Genomic DNA, 21,754 nt, shown 5'->3' with positions numbered 1-21,754 from the left:
AGAAATCTTATTTCTTAATAGGTTTGCGCGGACCTTTACGGGTACGTGCGTTAGTTTTGGTGCGTTGTCCACGGACAGGCAAGCTGCGACGATGACGAAGACCACGGTAGCAGCCTAAATCCATTAAACGTTTAATGTTCATGGAAATTTCGCGACGTAAATCACCTTCGGTCGGAACCTTAGTAATTTCTGCACGAATCGCATCAAGCTGAGCATCATCCAATTCACGGATCTTAGTAGTAGTTGGAATACCTACAGCAGCTAAGATGTTCTTAGCAGTGTGGCGACCGATACCAAAGATATACGTGAGGGAGATAACAGCATGCTTGTTATCCGGAATGTTTACACCGGCAATACGAGCCATTCACTTTCTCCAAAAAGGCAGTAGAGATAATCAACCGCCCGACAAAAACCTTGAGGGGCGGATATTAACCCAATTCGCCTACTGAAATCAACAGGTCTTGATTAGATTAACCTTGACGCTGTTTATGACGAGGTTCTGCGCTACAAATTACGCGGATAACCCCATTACGACGGATAACTTTACAGCTACCACAAATTTTTTTAACAGAAGCTTGTACTTTCATGATGAAACCTCAAGTGCGCTTATCCCTTAGGATGAGCAGTCGTTTTTCTCATTAACGTTTGATTATCGTATTGATGCGAGGTGAGATGTGCTTGTAGCTGAGCCATAAAGTCCATCACGACTACCACAACGATCAGCAAAGAGGTACCACCCAAAGAGAATGGAATACCAAATGAGCTCTGTAATACCATCGGCATTAAACAAATCACTGTGATATAAATCGCGCCAATAAAGGTCAAACGATTGAGAATATGATCTAAGTAACGAGCAGTTTGCTCACCTGGACGAATACCAGGCACATAAGCTCCGCTGCGTTTCAAGTTCTCTGACACTTCTTTAGGGCTAAATACTAGCGCAGTGTAGAAGTAACAGAAAAAGATAATTAACGCACCAAAGAGCACCAAATACAACGGCTGTCCAGGCGACAACACGAGCGCCAAATCTTGCAAGCTGCGTTTGATAATTCCTGCACTCGGATCAGCACTCCCCACCCATTGACCTAAGCTCGCAGGGAACAAAAGCAATGAACTGGCGAAAATTGCCGGAATCACACCCGCCATATTAATTTTTAATGGCAAATGTGTCTGCTGTGCAGTAAATACACGACGACCTTGTTGTTTTTGAGCATAATTGACTGGTATACGACGTTGTGCTTTTTCAATAAACACAATCGCTGCTAACACACCAATCGATAACAAGCCAAAAATGACCAAGCCAATAAGACTTGTTTGACCATTATCTACTGATGATAAAGATTGCATAATTAAATTTGGCAATCCCGCAACAATACCCGCAAAGATGATCATGGATATACCATTCCCTACTCCGCGTTCAGTAATTTGCTCACCTAACCACATCAAGAACATGGTACCCGCAACCAGTGAAGTCACAGCAGGAATGTAGAAAGCTAGGCCTCCAGTCAAAGTAATCCCTTGACTAATAAGTCCTGCACACATCCCGATAGACTGCACAAGTGCAAGCAACAATGTACCTTGTCGCGTGTATTGATTTATCTTACGCTTACCTTGTTCGCCTTCTTTCTTTAAAGCTTCCAGCGAAGGAACAACCGTAGACATTAACTGCACAATAATTGAAGCAGAAATGTACGGCATGATCCCTAAAGCAAGAATTGACATCCGCTCTAATGCACCACCTGAAAACATGTTAAACAAACCAAGAATCGTACCCTGGTTTGCATTAAAAAGATTTTCAAGTGCAGCATTATTAATGCCTGGTACTGGAATATGTGCTCCTAGTCGAAAGACCATTAATGCACCAATAAGGAACATCATTCGGCGAATAATTTCACGATATTTCACATGAAACGGCTGCCCTTTCATCATGTTAACATGACCTGAAGAACTAGGAGACATAGACACTAGCGATTACTCCTCGACTTTGCCGCCAGCAGCTTCAACAGCAGCTTTAGCGCCTTTAGTCAATGCAACACCTTGAATAGTGAATGCACGAGTAATATCACCAGAAAGTACGATACGAGCACGAGTCATATCTCTACGTACAACATTCGCTGCTTTCAAAGTTTCAAGTGAAACAATATCACCCTCAACTTTAGCAAGCTCTGATAAACGTACTTCAGCAGTTTTTAAAGCGAGCTGGCTAGTAAAACCGAATTTAGGCAAACGACGATATAACGCAGTTTGACCACCTTCAAATCCTGGACGAGTACCACCGCTCTTACGTGAGTTCTGACCTTTGACACCACGGCCACCAGTCTTACCAACGCCAGAACCGATACCACGGCCTAGACGAAGGTTGTCACGTTTAGCACCTTCTGCAGGTGCAATAGTATTTAAACGCAGAGTCATGGCTTATTCCTCTACACTAACCATATAGTAGACTTGGTTGATCATACCGCGGTTAGAAGGAGTATCAACAACTTCTACTGTATGACCAATACGACGCAGACCTAAACCTTGAAGGCTAAGCTTGTGATTTTTCAAGCGATGCGATGAAGATTTAGTCTGGGTAACTTTAATCGTTTTCATGATTGATTACCCTTGAATTTGTGCTACTGAAAGACCACGTTTCGCAGCGACTTTCTCAGGAGAAGTCATATCACGCAAACCTTTGAAAGTTGCGTTAACTACGTTAGCAGCATTTGTAGAACCATAGCATTTTGTCAATACGTTATGTACGCCAACAGCTTCTAGAACTGCACGCATAGCACCACCAGCAATTACACCAGTACCTTCAGAAGCAGGTTGCATGTAAACGCGGCTTGCACCGTGACGAGCATTAATAGGGTGTTGTACAGTACCATTAACAAGATCAACAGTAATCATGTTACGACGTGCAGCTTCAAGTGCTTTAGAAATAGCAGCTGGAACTTCACGTGCTTTACCACGACCAAAACCTACGCGACCATTACCATCACCCACAACAGTTAATGCTGTGAAAGAGAAGATACGACCACCCTTAACAACTTTGGCTACACGATCAACGGCAACCAGCTTTTCAACAAGACCTTCGTTTTGTTCAACTTTAGCCATGATTAGAACTCCAAGCCGTTTTCACGAGCAGCATCAGCCAAGGCTTTGATACGACCATGATATTTAAAACCAGAACGGTCAAATGCAACTTTTGTTACACCAGCTGCTTTAGCACGTTCTGCGATTAAAGCACCTACTTTTTGAGCTGCTTCAACGTTACCAGTTGTGCCAGCACGTAAAGTAGCATCTAAAGTTGAAGCTTGCGCTAAAACTTTGCCACCATCTGCTGAAATAACTTGAGCATAGATGTGACGCGGAGTGCGGTTTACACACAAGCGAGTCGCACCCAATGCACGGATGTGCAAGCGTGTGCTTTTCGCACGACGCAAACGGGATTGTTTCTTTTCGTTCATAAGAACCTCGCGCCCTATTTCTTCTTAGCTTCTTTACGAAGAACAACTTCATCCGAATAACGAACACCTTTACCTTTATAAGGCTCTGGTTCACGATATGAACGGATATCTGCAGCTACTTGACCCAACATATGTTTGCTTGCTGATTTCAAAACGATTTCAGTAGCAGTTGGAGTTTCAGCAGTTACACCTTCAGGAAGTTTATAATCGATAGGGTGTGAAAAACCTAGGTTAAGATGAACAACATCACCTTTAACCGCAGCTTTATAACCAACACCGATTAGTTGTAACTTACGTTCGAAGCCTTCGTTAACACCTTTAACAAGGTTGTTAAGAACAGCGCGAGCAGTACCAGCTTGCATCCAAGAATCTTTAGATTCTTTAACTGGAGCAATATGAAGCTGACCTTCTTCCTGTTTTAGCTCGACCAGCGCATGCAGGTTGAAAGACAATGTACCTTTATTGCCTTTCACTTCGACCTGCCGGCCGTTCTGAGTAACTGTAACACCGTTAGGCACAGTTACTGGGGCTTTAGCCACACGAGACATGAGGATTCACCTATTAAGAAACAAAAGCAATAACTTCACCACCGATACCAGCAGAACGTGCTGCGCGATCAGTCATGATGCCTTTGCTTGTAGAAACAATTGCAATACCTAAACCTTGCTTAACGCTTGGAAGTGCATCTTTACCGCGATACTGACGTAGACCTGGACGGCTTACGCGTTTCACAGTTTCGATAACTGGTTTGCCTTCAAAATATTTTAACGTAATCGTTAAAGTTGCTTTGCCTTCAGCATCAGCAACTTCTACGTCAGAAATGTAACCCTCTTGTTGAAGAACGTTAGCAATAGCAACCTTCAACTTAGAGTTAGGCATAGAAACAGTTTGTTTCTTCGCCATTTGTGCGTTACGAACACGGGTTAACATGTCGGCAACGGTATCTTGCATACTCATTATAGTCGCTCCTTACCAGCTTGCCTTAACCATGCCCGGTACATCACCTTGCATGACAGTTTCACGTAATTTGTTACGGCTTAAGCCGAACTTACGGAAGTAACCATGAGGACGACCAGTTAAACCACAACGGTTACGAAGACGTACTGGAGACGCATTACGTGGTAATGCCTGAAATTTCATCATCGCTTCGAAACGTTCTTCGTCTGTTGCATTTACATTTGCAATAACAGCTTTTAATTCAGCACGTTTTGCAGCGTATTTAGCAACAGTTTTTTCGCGTTTCAATTCGCGATTAATCATACCTTTCTTAGCCATATCGACCTCTTATTTAAACGGGAAGCCGAATGCACGCAATAGCGCACGGCCTTCGTCATCGGTGCGAGCAGTCGTAGTAACGGTAATATCCATACCACGAATACGATCAATCTTATCAAAATCGATTTCAGGGAACATGATCTGTTCCTTCAAACCCATTGAGTAGTTCCCACGACCGTCAAATGATTTCGCAGAAAAACCACGGAAGTCACGGATACGAGGGATCGCAATAGAGATCAAACGGTCTAAGAATTCGTACATACGTTCGCCGCGTAAAGTAACTTTACAACCGATCGGCCAACCATCACGGATTTTGAAACCAGCGATAGATTTGCGAGCTAAAGTAAGTACTGGTTTTTGACCAGCAATTGCTTGCATATCAGAAAGAGCGCCATCTAACAATTTCTTGTCAGCTGATGCAGCACCAACACCCATGTTGATGGTAATTTTTGTAATGCGTGGAATTTCCATCACATTCTTAACGCCCAATGTTTCTAACAATTGAGCTTTAAGTTCTTCGTTGTAACGTGTTTTAAGTCTGGCCATGGCCTATATCAACCTATTACTTCGCTACCGCCACTGATTCACCATTTGATTTGAATACACGAATTTTCGCGCCTTCAGCATCAAATTGGTAACCAACACGGTCAGCCTTTTGGGTTGTAGCATTAAAAACTGCCACGTTTGAGATATGAAGCGTAGCTTCCTGAGTTACGATGCTGCCTTCAGCGCCAGTAGCTCGGTTCGGCTTTTGATGCTTCTTAACCAAGTTAAGGCCTTCAACCTTAACACGGTCATTTGAAACAGACAGAACAGTTCCCTGTTTGCCTTTTTCTTTACCTGCGATCACAATAATTTGATCGCCTTTTTTAATCTTAGCCATGAGTGCCTCTTATAGAACTTCAGGAGCCAATGAAATGATTTTCATGAACTGTTCAGTACGAAGTTCACGAGTCACTGGTCCGAAAATACGAGTTGCAATCGGCGCTTTGTTGTTGTTCAAAATCACAGCAGCATTGTCATCAAAACGGATGATAGAACCATCCGGACGACGTACACCGAATTTCGTACGTACAACTACAGCATTCATCACGTCGCCTTTTTTAACACGACCGCGAGGAATAGCTTCTTTTACAGTAACTTTAATAATATCGCCAACAGAAGCATAACGACGGTGTGAACCACCTAGTACTTTAATACATTGTACGCGGCGAGCACCACTGTTGTCTGCTACGTCGAGCATACTTTCGGTTTGAATCATTGCCCTACTCCAAAACCGAGCATCACCGGTTACAATTTCGAAAGGCTCAAAGAGTACTCGAAATTAACCGATGATGCAACAAGAACGTCTAATTACTCAGCAGCTGCTTCAATAACTTCCACTAAAGCCCAAGCTTTAGTTTTAGAAATTGGGCGGCTTTCTTTAATGGTTACCAAGTCGCCGGTTTTAGCAACATTGTTCTCATCATGAGCGTGTAATTTAGTTGAACGGCGGATTAATTTGCCATACAACGGGTGTTGAACGCGGCGTTCAATAAGCACAACAATAGACTTGTCCATTTTGTCGCTTACGACCTTGCCGGTTAACGTGCGAACTGTTTGTTCACTCATTGTCCGTTCCCCTGTTTTTCGGTAAGGAGTGTCTTAATACGAGCAATAGTCTTACGAGTAAGCGCAACTTCATGCGATTTACCCAATTGACCAGTTGCTTTAGCCATACGAAGACGGAATTGGTTAAGCTGTTGCTCATCAAGCAAAGCTGTCAACTCTTCTACCGATTTTTCACGTAGATCATTAGTTTTCATTACATCACCGTCTTAGTAACGATAGTGGTTTTAAACGGAAGCTTAGCAGCTGCAAGCGTAAACGCTTCACGTGCCAATTCTTCGCTAACACCATCCATTTCGTACAAGATCTTACCTGGTTTGATTTGGCAAACCCAGTATTCCACAGAACCTTTACCTTTACCCATACGAACTTCTAATGGTTTTTCAGTAATTGGTTTGTCTGGGAAAACACGGATAAAGATCTTACCACCACGTTTTACACGACGGCTAATTGTACGACGCGCAGCTTCAATTTGACGAGCAGTCATTTGACCACGCTCGAGAGATTTAAGTGCGATAGTACCGAAAGATACAGTGCTACCACGATGCGCTAGACCAGTGTTACGGCCTTTTTGTACCTTACGGAACTTAGTACGTTTAGGTTGCAACATGGATTATTCTCCTTTTTCAGCAGAACGATCATTGCGACGACCACGACGCTCTTGACCTTCACCACGACCGCGACCGCGTTTAGCTGGACGTTCTTCAGCAGGAGCAGGGTTCATGACTTGTTTCATGCCACCTAAGATCTCGCCACGGAATACCCAAACTTTAACACCAATCGTACCGTAAGTAGTTTCAGCACGTACAGATGAGTAGTCGATGTCAGCACGAAGTGTATGCAAAGGTACACGACCTTCACGATACCATTCAGTACGGGCAATCTCTGCACCACCTAAACGACCAGAAACCTCAACTTTGATACCTTTAGCACCAGCACGCATAGAGTTCTGAACCGCACGCTTCATAGCACGACGGAACATTACACGTTTTTCTAATTGTGAAGCAATTGCTTCAGCAACTAAACGAGCGTCTAAATCTGGGCGATCGATTTCGTTGATGCTTACTTGCGCAGGAACACCCATAATAGATGTTAATTCGCGTTGTAATTTCTCAATATCTTCGCCTTTTTTACCGATTACGATACCTGGACGAGCAGTGCTAATAGTAATTTTAGCAGCGCCTGTAGGACGTTCGATAAGAATTTTGCTAACCATCGCGTTTTTAAGTTTTTTAGTTAAAAACTCACGAACTTGAAGATCTTTAAGCAAATATTCAGCGTATTGTTTCGGACTCGCATACCAGTTAGCGTTATGACGTTTCACAACACCTAGGCGGATACCGATTGGATGAACCTTCTGACCCATATCAAACCCCTACCTTAACGGTGATGTGACAAGTACGCTTAGTGATACGATCTGCACGGCCTTTAGCACGTGGCATAATACGTTTAAGGCTTACACCTTCATCAACGTAAATCGTAGCAACTTTAAGGTCGTCTACATCTAAACTGTTATTATGTTCAGCGTTTGCAATTGCAGATTCCAACGCTTTTTTCACTAAAACTGCAGCTTTTTTATTGCTGAAGTTCAAGATGTTTAAAGCGTGAGCAATAGATTTGCCACGAATCAAATCTGCAACCAAACGTGCTTTTTGTGCCGAGATAGCGGCACCGCGTAATTTAGCAGTAACTTCCATCATAGCACCTTAACGTTTAGATTTCTTGTCAACACCGTGACCACGATAGGTACGAGTTGGCGCGAATTCACCGAGTTTATGACCAACCATATGTTCAGATACGATTACCGGAACATGGTTACGACCATTATGAACAGAAATTGTTAAACCAACAAAATCTGGGAGTATCATCGAACGACGCGACCAAGTTTTGATCGGCTTACGGTTATTAGCCGCGATAGCCGCTTCAACCTTAGCGAACAAGTGCGCATCGACGAATGGGCCTTTTTTCAGAGAACGAGGCATTGTCAGATTCCTTTACTTGTTACTTAACGCGACGGTCGCGAATGATCATCTTAGTCGTACGCTTGTTGGTACGTGTTTTGTACCCTTTAGCTTTTTGACCCCATGGGCTTACAGGTTGAATACCTTTATTACGCCCTTCACCACCACCATGTGGGTGATCAACTGGGTTCATAGCCATACCACGTACGGTAGGACGAACGCCACGCCAGCGTGAAGCACCCGCTTTACCGAGTGAACGAAGGTTGCTTTCTTGGTTAGAAACTTCACCAAGAACTGCACGGCATTCAACGTGAATTTTACGCATTTCGCCAGAACGTAGACGAACAATTGCGTAAGAACCGTCACGACCCAACAACTGAACAGAAGTACCAGCTGAACGAGCTAATTGCGCGCCTTTACCGATTTTAAGTTCGATGTTGTGAAGAGTAGAACCGATAGGCATGTTACGAAGTGGTAAGCAGTTACCTGGACGGATTGGAGCATCGTTACCAGATTGTACTTTATCACCAGCACGCAAACCTTTAGGAGCGATGATATAACGACGTTCACCATCAGCATACAAAACTAAAGCAATGTGTGCAGTACGGTTAGGATCGTATTCGATACGCTCTACAGTAGCAGGGATACCATCTTTGTTACGTTTGAAGTCAACTAAACGGTAGTGCTGTTTATGACCGCCACCAACGTGACGAGTCGTAATGTGACCGTTATTGTTACGACCACCAGTACGTTTTTTAGCTTCAACCAACGGAGCATAAGGCGCGCCTTTGTGAAGATGGTCGTGAACGACTTTCTCTACAAAGCGACGTCCTGGTGACGTTGGCTTACATTTTTGAATAGGCATAATTCTCGTCCTTATTCCGCTGCGCTTTCAGCGGTATCGCCCAAGTCAGCCATTTCAACATCTTGGCCAGCTTTCAGGGTGACGTATGCTTTTTTAACATCAGAACGACGTCCTAATGTTTTACCAAAGCGTTTAGTCTTACCTTTAGTGATCGTTGTGTTAACTTTAACAACTTGAACACCAAAGAGTTGTTCCACTGCTTTTTTGATTTCAAGTTTAGTTGCGTTAATAGCAACTTTAAAAACTTGAACACCAGCAGCTTCACCTAGAACTTGTGCTTTTTCTGAGAATACAGGTCCTTGTAGGACTTGATAGATACGTTCGTTGTTCATCCGAGTTCTACCTCAATTTTCTTAGCAGCAGCTACAGACATAACAACTTTGTCGAACGCGATCAAGCTAACAGGATCAATTGCAGCAGCATCAACCACATCTACATGCGGAAGGTTACGTGCAGCAAGATATAGATTCTCATCTACAGCATCCGTAACGATTAATGCGCGAACAGCATTTAAGTCGTTAAGTTTAGCAAGCAATTCTTTAGTTTTAGGAGCAGCAACAGCAAACTCTTCAACCAATACCAAGCGATCTTGACGAACAAGTTCAGCTAAGATGCATTGCATAGCACCGCGGTACATTTTACGGTTAACTTTTTGAGACCAATCTTGTGGACGAGCAGCAAAAGTTTTACCACCACCAACCCAGATCGGGCTACGAATAGAACCAGCACGCGCTCGGCCAGTACCTTTTTGACGGAATGGTTTTTTACCACCGCCAGATACATCGCCACGCGACTTTTGAGCTTTAGAACCTTGACGACCACCAGCTAAATAAGCTGTAACAACTTGGTGTACAAGAGCTTCGTTAAACTCACGTCCGAAAGCAACTTCAGACAATTCAACAGCAGAGCCGGAAACAGTATTTAAATTCACAATATTTCCCCTCAGGCCTTGATCGTTGGACGAACGATAACGTCGCCACCAGTTGAACCAGGGATTGCACCTTTAACAACAAGAATTGAACGTTCCATGTCGATAGATACAACTTCAAGACCCTGAACTGTTACGCGATCATCACCTAAGTGACCAGGCATTTTTTTGCCTTTGAACACGCGACCAGGAGTCTGGTTTTGACCTGTAGAACCTACAGCACGGTGAGACAGTGAGTTACCATGTGTAGCGTCTTGAGTACGGAAGTTCCAACGCTTAACACCACCTTGGAAACCTTTACCTTTAGACTGACCAGTTACGTCAATTACTTGACCAACTGTAAACAAGTCAACACCGATAGTACCGCCAACTTCACGACCTTCAAGATCAGCTTCTGTAACGCGGAATTCTTTAACTAGACGACCAGCAGCAACACCCGCTTTAGCGAAGTGGCCTTTCTGAGCGTTAGTTACGCGAGATTCGCGACGTTCACCAGTAGTGATTTGAATTGCTTGATAACCATCAGTTTCAAGCGTTTTGATTTGAGTGATGCGGTTAGGATCAACCTCAATCACCGTAACAGGTACAGAAACACCAGCATCTGTAAAGATACGTGTCATACCGCACTTGCGACCGACTAAACCAATAGCCATGTGCATAAACCTCTAAAAAAGCGGCTTAATTAACTTAGAGTGTTAATTAACCCGAAAGCCTTAACCCAATGCGATCTGAACATCAACACCAGCTGCAAGATCCAATTTCATCAATGCATCAACAGTTTTGTCTGTTGGTTGAACGATATCGATCAAACGCTTGTAAGTGCGGATTTCATACTGGTCACGCGCGTCTTTATTAACGTGCGGTGAAGTTAGAACGTTAAAACGTTCGATGCGTGTAGGCATCGGAATTGGACCACAAACTTGTGCGCCAGTACGTTTTGCTGTTTCTACGATCTCTTGAGCAGATTGATCAATCAGACGATGATCAAAAGACTTCAAACGGATACGGATTCTCTGGTTAGACATACCAGTAAACTCCAAGCCAAAAATATAAAGAATCACCTCTGACGCATCTCACCCTATTGGTAAGTGTCAAAGGCAGTGAAAATCACTAAGGTCATGATCGATGCCACGACTGTCACGATATTAACTACTTTATTCGTAGTTAACCCCTTTTATTAAAGGGCCGCTCATTATAGCTATTGTTTAACGCTTAAGCAAATCTCTTTTCAACTTTTTAGTATCTTTCTTACCGCAGAAATTTGTAACATTGTTTAAAAATAAATCAACGTGCGGTTTTTTGCAAAACGTACTCTATTGCTTGGTTTAATATTTGATTTCCTTGAATAAAATTAGTTTTTGGCGACTTTTTCAATTGTTGTTCAGATTGTACGTACTCTCCTGAAAAATTTATCAGCTCTTCATCATTTTCTAAAAACAGCTTCAATGTTTCTGGGGTGATTTCCGGATGGAACTGGAATCCCAAGACATTTTTTCCAATTTGGTACATCTGATTGCGGCAAACATCATTTTCCGCCAAATGAATCGCGCCTTTGGGAATTTCAAAGGTTTCACTATGCCATTGCATCACATTAAATTGTGCCGGCAATTCAAAGCACGCTTCAGGCACATGATTCACTTTGCGTACCCCCGTCCAGCCCAGTTCCTGTTCTTCATTACGGCGAACTGCTGCACCCAGTGCATTTGCGATAAGCTGACCGCCTAAACACAAACCGATTGCGGGTTTGCCCATCGATAAATAACGTCGCAACCAGCGTTTTTCGACTTTTAACCAAGGATAATTCGCTTCATCGTTCACACTCATCGTCCCACCCATAATAATGAGCAAATCTACATCTTCCACATGCGGTAAAGCTTCAATATCTAAAGGACGGTCTACGGGTAATGCGAAAAACTCCGTCGCACTAATTTTAGCATGGTGCTGTTTTAAAAATTGATAACAACTGCCGAACCCTTCACCAGCAATATGCTGAAAATAATGTACTTTTAAATGCGACTTCATTCGCTCCCACCTATTGTTGTGTTCTGATATAGGTTTAGCAAAAATGAAGCCAACTTTATGTGCAGATTAACGTTTCTATACATTTGGGCATTTATATAGCCTAATCTGCGCGTTTCTCTTAAGCTAAGGCTAATTTTGATACGACTTAGAGCAAAGCCTTGAAAAAAAATCCACAAACAGAACTGATTCATGCACCACGAAAAGCCCCACAATATATTTCTACGGTTCAACCTCCCCTGTTTCGTGCATCGACCATTATTTTTGAGAACACCGATGCACTGTTTAATCGCCATTGGACAGATGACTATGATTATAGTTATGGCACTCACGGCACTCCCACTACTTTCACCTTAGGCGACAGCATTGCCCAGATTGAAGGCGGTGAATATTGCCTGCTGGCACCGAGCGGTCTGTCTGCCATCAACCTGGTGAATTCCTGCTTTTTAGCGCATGGAGATGAAGTTTGGGTTGCAGACAATATCTATGGTCCAAACATGGAACATTTGCGCAATCTGGAAACACGTTACGGCATTAGCGTTAAGGTTTATAACGCAATAGATGTAGACAGTTTCCAGCCCACCGACAAAGCCAAACTGATCTGGTTAGAGGCTGCAGGTTCGGTCACTTTGGAATTTCCCAACTTGGTGGGTCTGGTAAATAAAGCCAAACAGGCCAATGTCTTGACTGCACTGGATAATACCTGGGGTGCAGGCCTTGCCTTTAATGCCTTTGATTTTTCTGAGCAGCATCTAAGTGTCGATCTCACCGTACATGCGCTGACCAAATATCCAAGCGGTGGCGGCGATATCCTGATGGGTTCGGTGGTGACCCGTGATAAAACTCTATATCACAAACTGTTCCGTATGCATGCCATTCAAGGCATCTCCATTTCTGGTGATGATGCTGCACAGGTTCAACGTAGCCTTGCTTCAATGCAAGTACGTTATCAACATCAGTCACAAAGCACTTTAAAACTGCTGGACTGGCTAAAACAGCAAAAGGAATTTATTCAGGTGCTGCATCCTGCCGATGAATCATCTGCTGGTCATGACTATTGGAAAGAGATTTGCACGACCGGTCAAAGTGCCGGCCTGGTCAGTGTGATTTTTAAACCTGAATATACGCTTGCAGACATTCGCAAATTCTGTGATGCCTTAGAGCTGTTTAAGCTGGGTTTTAGCTGGGGTGGTCCTGTCAGCCTGGTCATGCTATACAATTTAAAAGATATGCGCATCCTTGAGCACACTCATTTACAACCCGGATTGTTGGTTCGTTTTTGTATAGGACTAGAACATCCAAACGATTTGATACAAGATATAGAAAACGCGTTAAAACAATTAAATACACCACAACTCGAATAATTTAAGACACAAGAACATAAAACAGGAATAAATATGGGCACACCAATCGTTATTGCCAAGAAGACCTCAAATACACAACAAGAGATTGTTTTACATTCACAGTTTGCCAACCGTCATGGCTTAATTGCAGGCGCAACCGGAACCGGTAAAACAGTCACATTAAAAGTGCTTGCAGAAAACTTTTCCCGAATTGGTGTGCCGGTATTTTTAGCCGATGCCAAAGGCGATGTTTCCAGTCTAGCCAAAGCAGGCTCAAGCAATGCTAAATTTGATGAACGTCTGAAGGTCTTAAATATTGATGCTATTCCTTTTGCTGCATCACCGGTGGTGTTCTGGGATTTATTTGGCCAGCAAGGTCATCCGATCCGGACCACGGTTTCAGAAATAGGACCGCTATTGCTGTCGCAAATGCTTAATCTGAATGACACGCAGGAAGGGGTTCTTTCAGCGGTTTTCCGGATTGCCGATGATCAAGGCTTACTCTTGATTGATTTTAAGGATTTAAAATCAATTATTAGCTATGTGTCTGAACATGCCGCGGAATTTCAGGCTGAATATGGCAATCTTTCTCCGGCGAGTTTAGGCGCCATTCAACGTAATTTATTGGCGCTTGCAGACCAAGGTGGCGATCAGTTTTTTGGTGAACCGAGTTTAAATATTCTAGATTTTATTCAAACGGATAGCCAAGGACGTGGCTACATCAACATATTGGCAGCCGATAAGTTAATGAATACCCCTAAACTGTACGCCACTTTCCTGCTCTGGATGTTATCGGAACTGTTTGAACAATTGCCAGAAGTAGGAGATATGGATCAACCCAAACTGGTGTTCTTCTTTGATGAAGCGCATTTACTGTTTGATAATGCCAGCGCAGCGCTACAGGAAAAAATTGAACAAGTGGTGCGTTTGATTCGCTCTAAAGGGGTTGGAATTTATTTCGTGACTCAAAATCCACTTGACCTGCCTGAAAGTGTACTCGGTCAACTCGGTAACCGCGTCCAGCATGCCTTACGTGCCTTTACACCCAAGGATCAAAAAGCGGTCAAAACGGCAGCAGATACCTTCCGTGCCAACTCTGAATTTAAAGTCGATCAAGCCATTACCGAACTGGGTGTCGGTGAAGCTTTAATTAGCTGTCTGGATGAACAAGGAATTCCACAAATTGTAGAACGTGGCTGGGTGATGCCGCCCTACTCTTCATTTAGTCCGATTAGCCCAGATGAAAGAAAAACACTCATCAATCAAAGTATTGTGGCCGGGGTGTATGAGCAAGCTGTTGACCGTGAAAGCGCTTATGAAATGTTGCAGCAAAAAGTCGCACAGCGTCAGCAACAGGCAGTTGCCGAGGAAACAGCGAAACAGCAAGCTAAACAACAACAAGCCTTAGCCAAACAACAAACCAAAGAGCAAGAAGCATTTGCAAAGCAGCAAGCCCGCGAACAAGAGCGTATTGCTCGTGAACAACAGAAAGAAGCTGAACGCGCATCGAAACAACGTGAAAAAATGACCCAAGACATTGTCGGGACATTTGCGAAAAGTGCGGCACGCAGTTTAGGTGGCAGTACCGGACAGAAAATTGTCCGTGGCTTACTCGGCTCTCTTTTCGGCAGAAAATAGCACTTTAAAAAATAGTACTTTTTAGCCTATCAAGATTTTTAAAATTATGGGATATTCAGATATCCCATAATTATTTTAGGGTTTTTCTAAAAGATGTATTTACAACCGATTCTATAAGATGTATTTTAAATACATCTTATAGCCACAACGCAGATGTTCTAGCCATGACTCCACAACATATTGAACTTGTTAAATCAACTGTCCCTGTCCTTCGTGAAAATGGTGTTGCGCTTACCAGCTATTTTTACAACCGCATGCTGAATAACAATCCAGAATTAAAAAATGTCTTTAACCTAGATCACCAAACTAGCGGTCGTCAGCCGCGTGCCTTGGCTGCTGCAGTATTGGCTTATGCAGAACATATTGAAAACCCGAGTGTACTGGCTAAAGCAATTGAGCACATTACAACCAAACATGTGAGTCTGGATATCCAGCCTGATCATTATGCCATTGTGGGTGACAACCTGTTGCATTCAATTAGCGAAGTGTTAAATGTACCGTTTGAATCTGACCTGATTGCTGCCTGGAAAGAAGCTTATATGCAATTGGCAGGTATCTTGGCTGGGGTAGAAAAACAGAAATATGAAAATCTGGCTGCACAAAATGGTGGTTGGGCTGGATGGCGTGCCTTTGAAGTTGCCGCAGTTGAAGCAACTGACAGCGGTAAACGTTTTGCTTTAAAAGCACAAGATGGTCAGCCAGTGGTTGGTGCTGAAGCAGGAAGCTATATTTCTGTAAAAGTTCAAGTACCTGGACATGATATTCAACAGCCACAACAATTTACTTTTGCTGACGCCCAATCTACAGATCAATTTATTTTTGATGTAAAACCTGAAGTAAATCATACAGAATATTCTGTTGCCAACATCTTGCTTGAAAACTACAAAGCAGGTGATGTGGTTCAGGTTTCTGCACCAGTTAAAGGCTAAACGATTAATAATTAAGTAATTACTTGCTATTGAAAGTTCCTTTCGGGGGACTTTCAAGCTACGCTATCTATATATCTTTCCCTACCTTTTAAAGACTCCATGCAACTCAATAAATTTACTGATTATGCCTTGCGTCTATTGATGTACATCTCCAGACCCAGAGACGCCCCTTACACCATTGCAGAAATTGCACGGGATTTGCATGTCTCTCAAAATCATCTGGTTAAAATTGTCCATTTCATGGGAAAACAGGACTGGATCATTACCACGCGTGGAAAAGGCGGTGGGATTCGCTTAAATGCAGAAACTTTAAATTTAAATCTGGGTCAGATTGTGCGTATCCTGCAAGGCAATAACCAGATTGTGGAATGCAATACTCCACCCTGCGTACTGCGTAGTAACTGTGGCCTTAAAGGCATTTTAGATCAAGCACTTGAACAATTTTATCAATCCTTAGATCACTATCGTTTAGGTGATGTACTCAATCCAGGCAGCTCAAGTAAAGTTGCTACCTCTTCCTCCATTGCGCTGATTAATCTTTAAATCGCCAGCCGAAGTTTTACAGCTTTCAAAATGCAAAGGTCGCTTGCCTAGACGACTTCCTTTATAATGTTTCTTTGTAGATCATTTATTGAAGTTGAGTTATGCACCACAGCAGAGGAAAATCCAAAAACAGTAAGACAGCCAATGCGCCTAAGCAAAAGATCAGCTATGAGAAAAAAGTTGATTCTGCCATTACTGAATATTCCGTGCGTTCACTCAACTGGTTACGCCAAGCCGAATTCTTGATGAGTGCGCCAAAGCTTAATCTGTGTGTAGAAGATACAGGTTATGAAATTGCTTTTGCCGGTCGTTCAAATGCCGGTAAATCCAGTGCCATCAATGCCTTAACCAATCAAAAACAGTTGGCGCGCGCATCGAAAAAGCCGGGTCGTACCCAAATGATCAACTTTTTCAGCTTGGGCAATCCGGATCAGCGTCTGGTCGATTTACCGGGTTATGGTTATGCAGCCGTACCTGAAGCAATGAAACTGGTTTGGCAAAAAGAACTTGAAAATTATTTGATTCATCGCCAAAGCCTGCAAGGTTTGGTTTTGCTGATGGATATTCGCCATCCCCTACAACACTTTGATGTGATGATGCTGGAATGGGCATATTCACGTCATTTATTTGTCCATGTCCTGTTAACTAAATCAGATAAACTCAACCGCGGTCCCGCTTCTAAAGTACTTCAGGAAGTTAAAGCGGCATTGAAAAAAATGAAACTGGACTTCTCCATTCAATTGTTCTCATCAATGAACAAACAAGGTTTGGAAGAACTTGCCAGTGTCATGGGTGGGCGTCTAAATTTCACCTTGGACCAATCAACCAAATTCGATTTGGACAGTATTCCTGAAGCCAGTGCAAGTGATCTGGATGAACCACTCGAATCTTTAGAAGCCGTAGAGGATGAGTGCGAGACCGAAATTGCTGAAGATGCCACCGATGAAAGTAGACAAGCTGACTAATACCGATTGTCTGACAAAAATCATCATCTATTGATATTTGAATGTCCTCTATTGCTAACCACAATTGAGGGCATTTTTTTATACTGATTCTTAAGTCAATGTGGTCTTAATCATAGACAAAATAACCTGATCACAGACAACATAAGGACAGGATGATGAAGCTTTTATCATTATTGAAAAAGTCTAAAATCGGCTCTTCAATTCAGTACCAAATCAAGCCGCGTAAAGTCAAATTTGAATGGCAGCAGACCCCTGTCGACTGGATTCCAAATCAGCCCTTTGTCAGCTATTTTGTCAATGAAATTAATATGATTTTACCCGCCGGCGAATTCTGGTTCTGCCGTCTGTATAACAAAGTCTTGCCACAAATTAGCGATGAAAAACTGAAACAGGATGTCAAAGCCTTTATCCGTCAGGAAGCCATGCATGCACAGGCACATGCTTCAGCCAATAAAGAATATCTCTCGGTGCGCAATATCGATGTAGCCCGCAATCTTAAACTGATGGATTTTCTGTTCGGCAAGTTACTGGCAGACCAGCCGCTCGGTTTAAGCGTACCCAAACCGCTCGAACATCAGTGGGACTTATTTCGTCTCGGCATTATTGCCACAGTTGAGCATATGACCTGCGTGCTGGGAAAATATGTGTTGTATAACCAATATTGGCAACAGCTTGGCGCCGATCCAGCCATGCTCGATCTGGTCAAATGGCACGGTGCAGAAGAAATAGAACACCGTACCGTGGCATTTGATTTATATCGACATCTCGGCGGCGGCTATATTGCGCGTTACTATTTAAGCGTGGTGGTGATTGCAGGTGTACTGGGCTTATGGGTCGATGGCGCAGCACACATTATGAGGCAGGATGAACGCTTTAAATCGGTTCGCCCAAGCGTATTTAAACCGTGGATTTGGCGTGAATGGTATCGCAATTCACAACAGGATAACCGCTTGATGCCCAGTCCACTCTGGCTGGTTTCCCAACAGCTGGGTTATTTAATGCCGTGGTACGATCCGGTGCATGAAGCCAAAACAGAAGATGCACTTGCCTATTTAAATCACTCCCCTGCAGCAAAACGGGCAGTACTAAAAGTCGCTTAAAGCAATCAAACAAATACCCAACAGTAGGGCTTTATGCCCTACTTTTATTTGCACTACAATAAATCCAGATAAGAAAAAAGATAAGGATAAAAGATGAAACCTTATATTTCGGTCATCACGCTTGCCGTCAATGATCTAGAGCAGTCCCTGAAATTTTATTGTGAAGGTTTAGGCTTGCATAGCCGAGGTATTCTGGGTCAAGACTTTGAATTTGGCGCAGTCGCTTTTATAGAGTTGCAATCCGATTTAAAACTTGCCTTATGGCCGCAACAAAGTATTCAGCATGATACAGGTCTGGAAATCAGTCCAATGTGCCCCACTCAAATCACCCTTGGACATAACGTCTATAGCCCACTAGAAGTAGATCAAGTCATGGCTCAAGCAGCGCGTGCAGGAGCTGAAATTATCAAACCTGCACAAGCCACGTTTTACGGTGGATATGCAGGCTATTTTCAAGATCCCAATGGCCATTTATGGGAAGTGGTATGGAATCCGTGCTGGGAAAATGATTAGGTGGTAATTTCATCATCACGGGTATGACGGTCCACCACCACACTAATCATCATGTCGCCTTGCACATTCACCACAGTCCGTACCGTATCCAGTAAACGGTCAATCGGCAATAAAATGGCAATGGCTTCGGCTGGCAGGCCTACCGATTGCAACACCATAATCATGGTCACCATGCCTGCACTTGGAATACCCGGTGCACCAAGCGATGCAATCATTGCGGTCATGCAAACAATCAGCTGCTGGCCAATCGTTAAATCCAGGCCCATCAGGTTGGCAATAAATAAAGCCGCAGCAGCCTCATAGAGCGCCGTTCCATCCATGTTCAGTTGAGTCCCCAATGGAATGACAAAACCTGCTGCAGCCGGACGTACACCCAAATTCTCCTGAGCACATTTCATCGACATTGGCATGGTTGCAGAACTGGAACTGGTGGCAAACGCTGTAATCAGTGCGCTACGCGCCCCTTTAAAAAAGGTGATCGGATCCATCTTGCCGAAAATCCACAGCAATAGTGGTAAAACCACAGCACCGTGAAAAATGGTGGTTCCTGTCACCACAGCAGCAAATTCAACCAGACGACCGAGTACAGAAATATCTTCAGTTGAAATCAGTTTCGCGAGTAAGGCAAAAATACCAATCGGTGCCAGTCGCATCACCCAAATGATCATGAACATCATCATGTCAAAAAACTGCTGGCTGAGCTGACGTACGGTTTTAAACCGCTCGCCGCCATGCACCAAAGCCACACCGAAGAATAAAGCAAACAGCACGACAGCAAGGACATTGCCTTCAGAAAATGCTTTAAAGGGATTAATTAAGGTGTTTTGAATAAAATTGGTAAAAAATGAGCTGGGCGTTAAGGTATCCGGGGTTTGATGGGTATTCATCGCATCCTGGAACATGGCAATGTCCACGCCCTTGCCGACATCAAACAGATGCGCACAGCTAAGGCCTAAAATTAAAGCCAAGGTAGTGGTGGTCACGCAGCAGGCTAGGGTAATTTTCCAGACTTTACCTAACTGCCCACCCGATTGTAAATTGGATATACCAACCACAATTGAACTAAAAATAAGCGGAATTAACAGCATCTTCAACAAGCCAATAAAAATACTGCTGGCAATACCCAAGCCATATAAACTGGCATCAAAAAATGCAGTGTTGGGATAAAGATTCAGAATAAAACCAAAAGCCACGCCTAGAATCGCAGCAATTAAAATTTGTGTATTTAAGCTCATCTCTACATGCTTTTATTGTTCAGTCTTGCAGGCACTATGCCATGCCCTACTTTTAGAATCGAGGAATTTTTTGTCATAAGTCCAGCATCAATATGCAAAAGCATGACTTAGACTTCGTCTGAATTAGCAAGGACTTGTTGAAGATATGGCATAAAATCTGCTTTTGAATTACAAGAAATCCACCAATAATTAAAAGAGCCTAAATATGAAAAAAATAATCCTCATCAGCGCACTATTTTTTAGCATTAAGCAGACTTTTGCCCATTCAAGTCATGGCTGCCATAAAGATATGTCCAAATATATTCCCCACCACTACTAAAATATCATCCTAAAAAAACCGGACGCTATGTCCGGTTTTTTAAAAGCGAAATATAAGCTGTTATTGGGTTTCAATTTCGCGAATGCGGATTAAACCTTCTTGGGTGGTACTACAGACCAGCTCACCGTTTTGCCACATGCGACCGAAATTCAGACCACGCGAACTTGCACTTACTGTGGCATCCATGTCGTATAGCATCCAGTCATCGACACGGAACGGCTTATGGAAATACATGGCATGGTCAATACTGGCACATTGCAAACTTGGCGACAAATAACTTAAACCATGCGGACGAAGCGCCGTGGTCATTAAGGTATAGTCTGAATAAAATGCAGCAATGGCTTGATGTAAAGAAATCTCATCCACCTCTGCTGCAATTCGGTCATGCGTGCGTAAATAGTGCGCATAAGATGGCGCTTCAGGCTGCGGTTGAAATGGATTGCTGGGTTCAATCGGACGGATATCAATGTGACGATCGCGCATAAAGCTGGCACGCACATTTTCCGGCACAAATTCCACGAACATTTTCTTTAATTCAGCTTCTGATTTTACTTCTTCTGGAGCAGGATATTCAGGTTCACTAATCTGGTAATTTAAACCTTCTTCCGGATGGGCAAAAGAAATCATCGCGGTAAAAATGGTGCGGCCATGCTGAATGGCACGAACCTGGCGACTGACAAAACTTTTCCCGTCACGCAAACGGTCAACTTGATATAAAATAGGGGCATTAACATCTCCACCATACAAAAAATAAGCATGTAATGAATGTGCAGGACGATCGGTGGTATAAGATGCCGCGCGCAATGCCTGCCCTAACACCTGGCCACCGAAAACACGTTTTCCGACCAAGTTTCGGCTTATGCCTCGGTAGACATTTTCTTCAATTTTCTCAAGGCTAAGTAATTCAACCAATTCTTGGGTTAGCGCATTCATAAATGACCTATTTGCTGGGGGATACCTGAAATGTAGGCGAAAAATTTAGATCGATCAGATAAACTATTGCAGCTATTTTGCCATAAATCCAGACGAAAACCCTAGCGTTAGGCTGACTGGCCTGTCAGATT

Annotated in this window: 33 protein-coding genes and 1 pseudogene; 7 read left to right on the top strand and 27 right to left on the bottom strand. The window is 43.2% G+C overall.

The genetic code is table 11. The annotated features are described in order from the left end of the window. Positions 1-7 precede the first annotated feature (7 nt). The 25 genes and pseudogenes from rpsM to ACU0NF_RS01995 all read right to left on the bottom strand — a co-directional run bounded on the left by rpsM (position 8) and on the right by ACU0NF_RS01995 (position 12,108). A complete protein-coding gene (gene rpsM / locus ACU0NF_RS02115) occupies positions 8-364 on the bottom strand; it encodes a 30S ribosomal protein S13 (RefSeq protein ID WP_053579520.1) in 357 nt (118 codons plus the stop codon). A gap of 106 nt (positions 365-470) precedes the next feature. Further along, on the bottom strand, positions 471-587 hold the full coding sequence (rpmJ, locus tag ACU0NF_RS02110) for a 50S ribosomal protein L36 (RefSeq protein ID WP_000867907.1): 117 nt from the start codon (positions 585-587) through the stop codon (positions 471-473). Between the two features lie 19 nt (positions 588-606). Continuing rightward, positions 607-1,926 carry a preprotein translocase subunit SecY gene (gene secY, locus ACU0NF_RS02105; RefSeq protein ID WP_370982945.1) on the bottom strand — a complete coding sequence of 440 codons (1,320 nt, stop codon included), beginning with the start codon at positions 1,924-1,926 and terminating at the stop codon, positions 607-609. Positions 1,927-1,971: 45 nt separating this feature from the next. Beyond that, positions 1,972-2,412 (bottom strand): 50S ribosomal protein L15, encoded by a 441-nt coding sequence (gene rplO / locus ACU0NF_RS02100; protein WP_067726631.1) that lies wholly within the window; start codon positions 2,410-2,412, stop codon positions 1,972-1,974. Positions 2,413-2,415: 3 nt separating this feature from the next. Beyond that, positions 2,416-2,592 carry a 50S ribosomal protein L30 gene (gene rpmD / locus ACU0NF_RS02095; protein ID WP_067726633.1) on the bottom strand — a complete coding sequence of 59 codons (177 nt, stop codon included), beginning with the start codon at positions 2,590-2,592 and terminating at the stop codon, positions 2,416-2,418. A gap of 6 nt (positions 2,593-2,598) precedes the next feature. After that, on the bottom strand, positions 2,599-3,096 hold the full coding sequence (gene rpsE, locus ACU0NF_RS02090) for a 30S ribosomal protein S5 (protein WP_067726635.1): 498 nt from the start codon (positions 3,094-3,096) through the stop codon (positions 2,599-2,601). A gap of 2 nt (positions 3,097-3,098) precedes the next feature. Next, a complete protein-coding gene (gene rplR, locus ACU0NF_RS02085; RefSeq protein WP_004281497.1) occupies positions 3,099-3,449 on the bottom strand; it encodes a 50S ribosomal protein L18 in 351 nt (116 codons plus the stop codon). A 14-nt stretch (positions 3,450-3,463) separates the two neighbouring features. Continuing rightward, entirely contained in the window at positions 3,464-3,997 is a 534-nt protein-coding gene (gene rplF / locus ACU0NF_RS02080; RefSeq protein WP_067868556.1) for a 50S ribosomal protein L6, read from the bottom strand. Between the two features lie 13 nt (positions 3,998-4,010). After that, the gene (rpsH, locus tag ACU0NF_RS02075) at positions 4,011-4,406 is read right to left on the bottom strand and encodes a 30S ribosomal protein S8 (protein WP_131319108.1); all 396 of its coding nucleotides are present in this window, start codon (positions 4,404-4,406) and stop codon (positions 4,011-4,013) included. Positions 4,407-4,418: 12 nt separating this feature from the next. After that, positions 4,419-4,724 carry a 30S ribosomal protein S14 gene (rpsN, locus tag ACU0NF_RS02070; protein WP_131269172.1) on the bottom strand — a complete coding sequence of 102 codons (306 nt, stop codon included), beginning with the start codon at positions 4,722-4,724 and terminating at the stop codon, positions 4,419-4,421. A gap of 9 nt (positions 4,725-4,733) precedes the next feature. Continuing rightward, positions 4,734-5,270: a 50S ribosomal protein L5 gene (rplE, locus tag ACU0NF_RS02065; protein ID WP_067726643.1), complete on the bottom strand. Its 537-nt coding sequence runs from the start codon at positions 5,268-5,270 to the stop codon at positions 4,734-4,736. Positions 5,271-5,286: 16 nt separating this feature from the next. Beyond that, complete coding sequence (gene rplX / locus ACU0NF_RS02060; RefSeq protein ID WP_131383307.1) at positions 5,287-5,607, bottom strand: 50S ribosomal protein L24; 321 nt, start codon at positions 5,605-5,607, stop codon at positions 5,287-5,289. 9 nt (positions 5,608-5,616) lie between these two features. Then, a complete protein-coding gene (gene rplN, locus ACU0NF_RS02055; protein WP_004650480.1) occupies positions 5,617-5,985 on the bottom strand; it encodes a 50S ribosomal protein L14 in 369 nt (122 codons plus the stop codon). Positions 5,986-6,077: 92 nt separating this feature from the next. Next, complete coding sequence (gene rpsQ / locus ACU0NF_RS02050) at positions 6,078-6,335, bottom strand: 30S ribosomal protein S17 (RefSeq protein WP_131269173.1); 258 nt, start codon at positions 6,333-6,335, stop codon at positions 6,078-6,080. Next, positions 6,332-6,529 (bottom strand): 50S ribosomal protein L29, encoded by a 198-nt coding sequence (gene rpmC, locus ACU0NF_RS02045; RefSeq protein ID WP_005012982.1) that lies wholly within the window; start codon positions 6,527-6,529, stop codon positions 6,332-6,334. The genes rpsQ and rpmC overlap by 4 nt, the downstream gene beginning before the upstream one ends. Further along, a complete protein-coding gene (gene rplP, locus ACU0NF_RS02040; protein ID WP_067726649.1) occupies positions 6,529-6,942 on the bottom strand; it encodes a 50S ribosomal protein L16 in 414 nt (137 codons plus the stop codon). Before rplP ends, rpmC begins: the two co-directional genes overlap by 1 nt. Continuing rightward, positions 6,882-7,698, bottom strand: a pseudogene (gene rpsC / locus ACU0NF_RS02035) (30S ribosomal protein S3). The gene rplP and the pseudogene rpsC overlap by 61 nt, the downstream one beginning before the upstream one ends. Position 7,699: 1 nt before the next feature. Further along, a complete protein-coding gene (gene rplV, locus ACU0NF_RS02030) occupies positions 7,700-8,029 on the bottom strand; it encodes a 50S ribosomal protein L22 (RefSeq protein WP_131383309.1) in 330 nt (109 codons plus the stop codon). A gap of 9 nt (positions 8,030-8,038) precedes the next feature. Then, positions 8,039-8,314, bottom strand: coding sequence for a 30S ribosomal protein S19 (gene rpsS / locus ACU0NF_RS02025; protein ID WP_004281508.1), 276 nt, complete (start codon positions 8,312-8,314; stop codon positions 8,039-8,041). Positions 8,315-8,333: 19 nt separating this feature from the next. Then, positions 8,334-9,158 (bottom strand): 50S ribosomal protein L2, encoded by an 825-nt coding sequence (rplB, locus tag ACU0NF_RS02020; protein ID WP_131291429.1) that lies wholly within the window; start codon positions 9,156-9,158, stop codon positions 8,334-8,336. Positions 9,159-9,169: 11 nt separating this feature from the next. After that, positions 9,170-9,490 (bottom strand): 50S ribosomal protein L23, encoded by a 321-nt coding sequence (gene rplW / locus ACU0NF_RS02015; protein ID WP_131383310.1) that lies wholly within the window; start codon positions 9,488-9,490, stop codon positions 9,170-9,172. Further along, positions 9,487-10,089: a 50S ribosomal protein L4 gene (gene rplD, locus ACU0NF_RS02010; protein ID WP_131291433.1), complete on the bottom strand. Its 603-nt coding sequence runs from the start codon at positions 10,087-10,089 to the stop codon at positions 9,487-9,489. The genes rplW and rplD overlap by 4 nt, the downstream gene beginning before the upstream one ends. Before the next feature lie 11 nt (positions 10,090-10,100). Continuing rightward, complete coding sequence (rplC, locus tag ACU0NF_RS02005; protein ID WP_131383311.1) at positions 10,101-10,739, bottom strand: 50S ribosomal protein L3; 639 nt, start codon at positions 10,737-10,739, stop codon at positions 10,101-10,103. 60 nt (positions 10,740-10,799) lie between these two features. Continuing rightward, positions 10,800-11,111: a 30S ribosomal protein S10 gene (rpsJ, locus tag ACU0NF_RS02000; RefSeq protein ID WP_000070912.1), complete on the bottom strand. Its 312-nt coding sequence runs from the start codon at positions 11,109-11,111 to the stop codon at positions 10,800-10,802. A 259-nt stretch (positions 11,112-11,370) separates the two neighbouring features. Next, positions 11,371-12,108: a type 1 glutamine amidotransferase gene (locus ACU0NF_RS01995; RefSeq protein WP_445659974.1), complete on the bottom strand. Its 738-nt coding sequence runs from the start codon at positions 12,106-12,108 to the stop codon at positions 11,371-11,373. Between the two features lie 158 nt (positions 12,109-12,266). On the opposite strand from ACU0NF_RS01995, the gene ACU0NF_RS01990 reads away from it, so the two are divergent. From ACU0NF_RS01990 to ACU0NF_RS01960, 7 genes are all read left to right on the top strand, one after another. Continuing rightward, positions 12,267-13,469 (top strand): PLP-dependent transferase, encoded by a 1,203-nt coding sequence (locus ACU0NF_RS01990; protein WP_445659973.1) that lies wholly within the window; start codon positions 12,267-12,269, stop codon positions 13,467-13,469. 33 nt (positions 13,470-13,502) lie between these two features. Continuing rightward, entirely contained in the window at positions 13,503-15,086 is a 1,584-nt protein-coding gene (locus tag ACU0NF_RS01985) for a helicase HerA-like domain-containing protein (protein ID WP_131383314.1), read from the top strand. A 164-nt stretch (positions 15,087-15,250) separates the two neighbouring features. Next, positions 15,251-16,015 (top strand): globin domain-containing protein, encoded by a 765-nt coding sequence (locus ACU0NF_RS01980; protein WP_445659972.1) that lies wholly within the window; start codon positions 15,251-15,253, stop codon positions 16,013-16,015. A gap of 99 nt (positions 16,016-16,114) precedes the next feature. Then, positions 16,115-16,558 carry an RrF2 family transcriptional regulator gene (locus tag ACU0NF_RS01975; RefSeq protein WP_445659971.1) on the top strand — a complete coding sequence of 148 codons (444 nt, stop codon included), beginning with the start codon at positions 16,115-16,117 and terminating at the stop codon, positions 16,556-16,558. A gap of 101 nt (positions 16,559-16,659) precedes the next feature. Then, the gene (gene yihA / locus ACU0NF_RS01970) at positions 16,660-17,523 is read left to right on the top strand and encodes a ribosome biogenesis GTP-binding protein YihA/YsxC (protein ID WP_445659970.1); all 864 of its coding nucleotides are present in this window, start codon (positions 16,660-16,662) and stop codon (positions 17,521-17,523) included. A gap of 155 nt (positions 17,524-17,678) precedes the next feature. Next, positions 17,679-18,623 carry a metal-dependent hydrolase gene (locus ACU0NF_RS01965; RefSeq protein ID WP_445659969.1) on the top strand — a complete coding sequence of 315 codons (945 nt, stop codon included), beginning with the start codon at positions 17,679-17,681 and terminating at the stop codon, positions 18,621-18,623. 93 nt (positions 18,624-18,716) lie between these two features. Then, positions 18,717-19,136, top strand: coding sequence for a VOC family protein (locus tag ACU0NF_RS01960; RefSeq protein ID WP_370982897.1), 420 nt, complete (start codon positions 18,717-18,719; stop codon positions 19,134-19,136). Here the strand turns inward: ACU0NF_RS01960 and ACU0NF_RS01955 are convergent. Both ACU0NF_RS01955 and ACU0NF_RS01950 read right to left on the bottom strand, forming a co-directional pair. Next, positions 19,133-20,371: a dicarboxylate/amino acid:cation symporter gene (locus tag ACU0NF_RS01955; protein ID WP_445659968.1), complete on the bottom strand. Its 1,239-nt coding sequence runs from the start codon at positions 20,369-20,371 to the stop codon at positions 19,133-19,135. The genes ACU0NF_RS01960 and ACU0NF_RS01955 overlap by 4 nt on opposite strands. Positions 20,372-20,750: 379 nt before the next feature. Then, entirely contained in the window at positions 20,751-21,623 is an 873-nt protein-coding gene (locus tag ACU0NF_RS01950; RefSeq protein WP_131269184.1) for an acyl-CoA thioesterase, read from the bottom strand. Positions 21,624-21,754 lie beyond the last annotated feature (131 nt).

This window comes from Acinetobacter sp. F16, from assembly GCF_052712855.1.
Note: the sequence above shows the minus strand (reverse complement) of the source record. Positions and strands in the feature narration are given on the sequence as shown.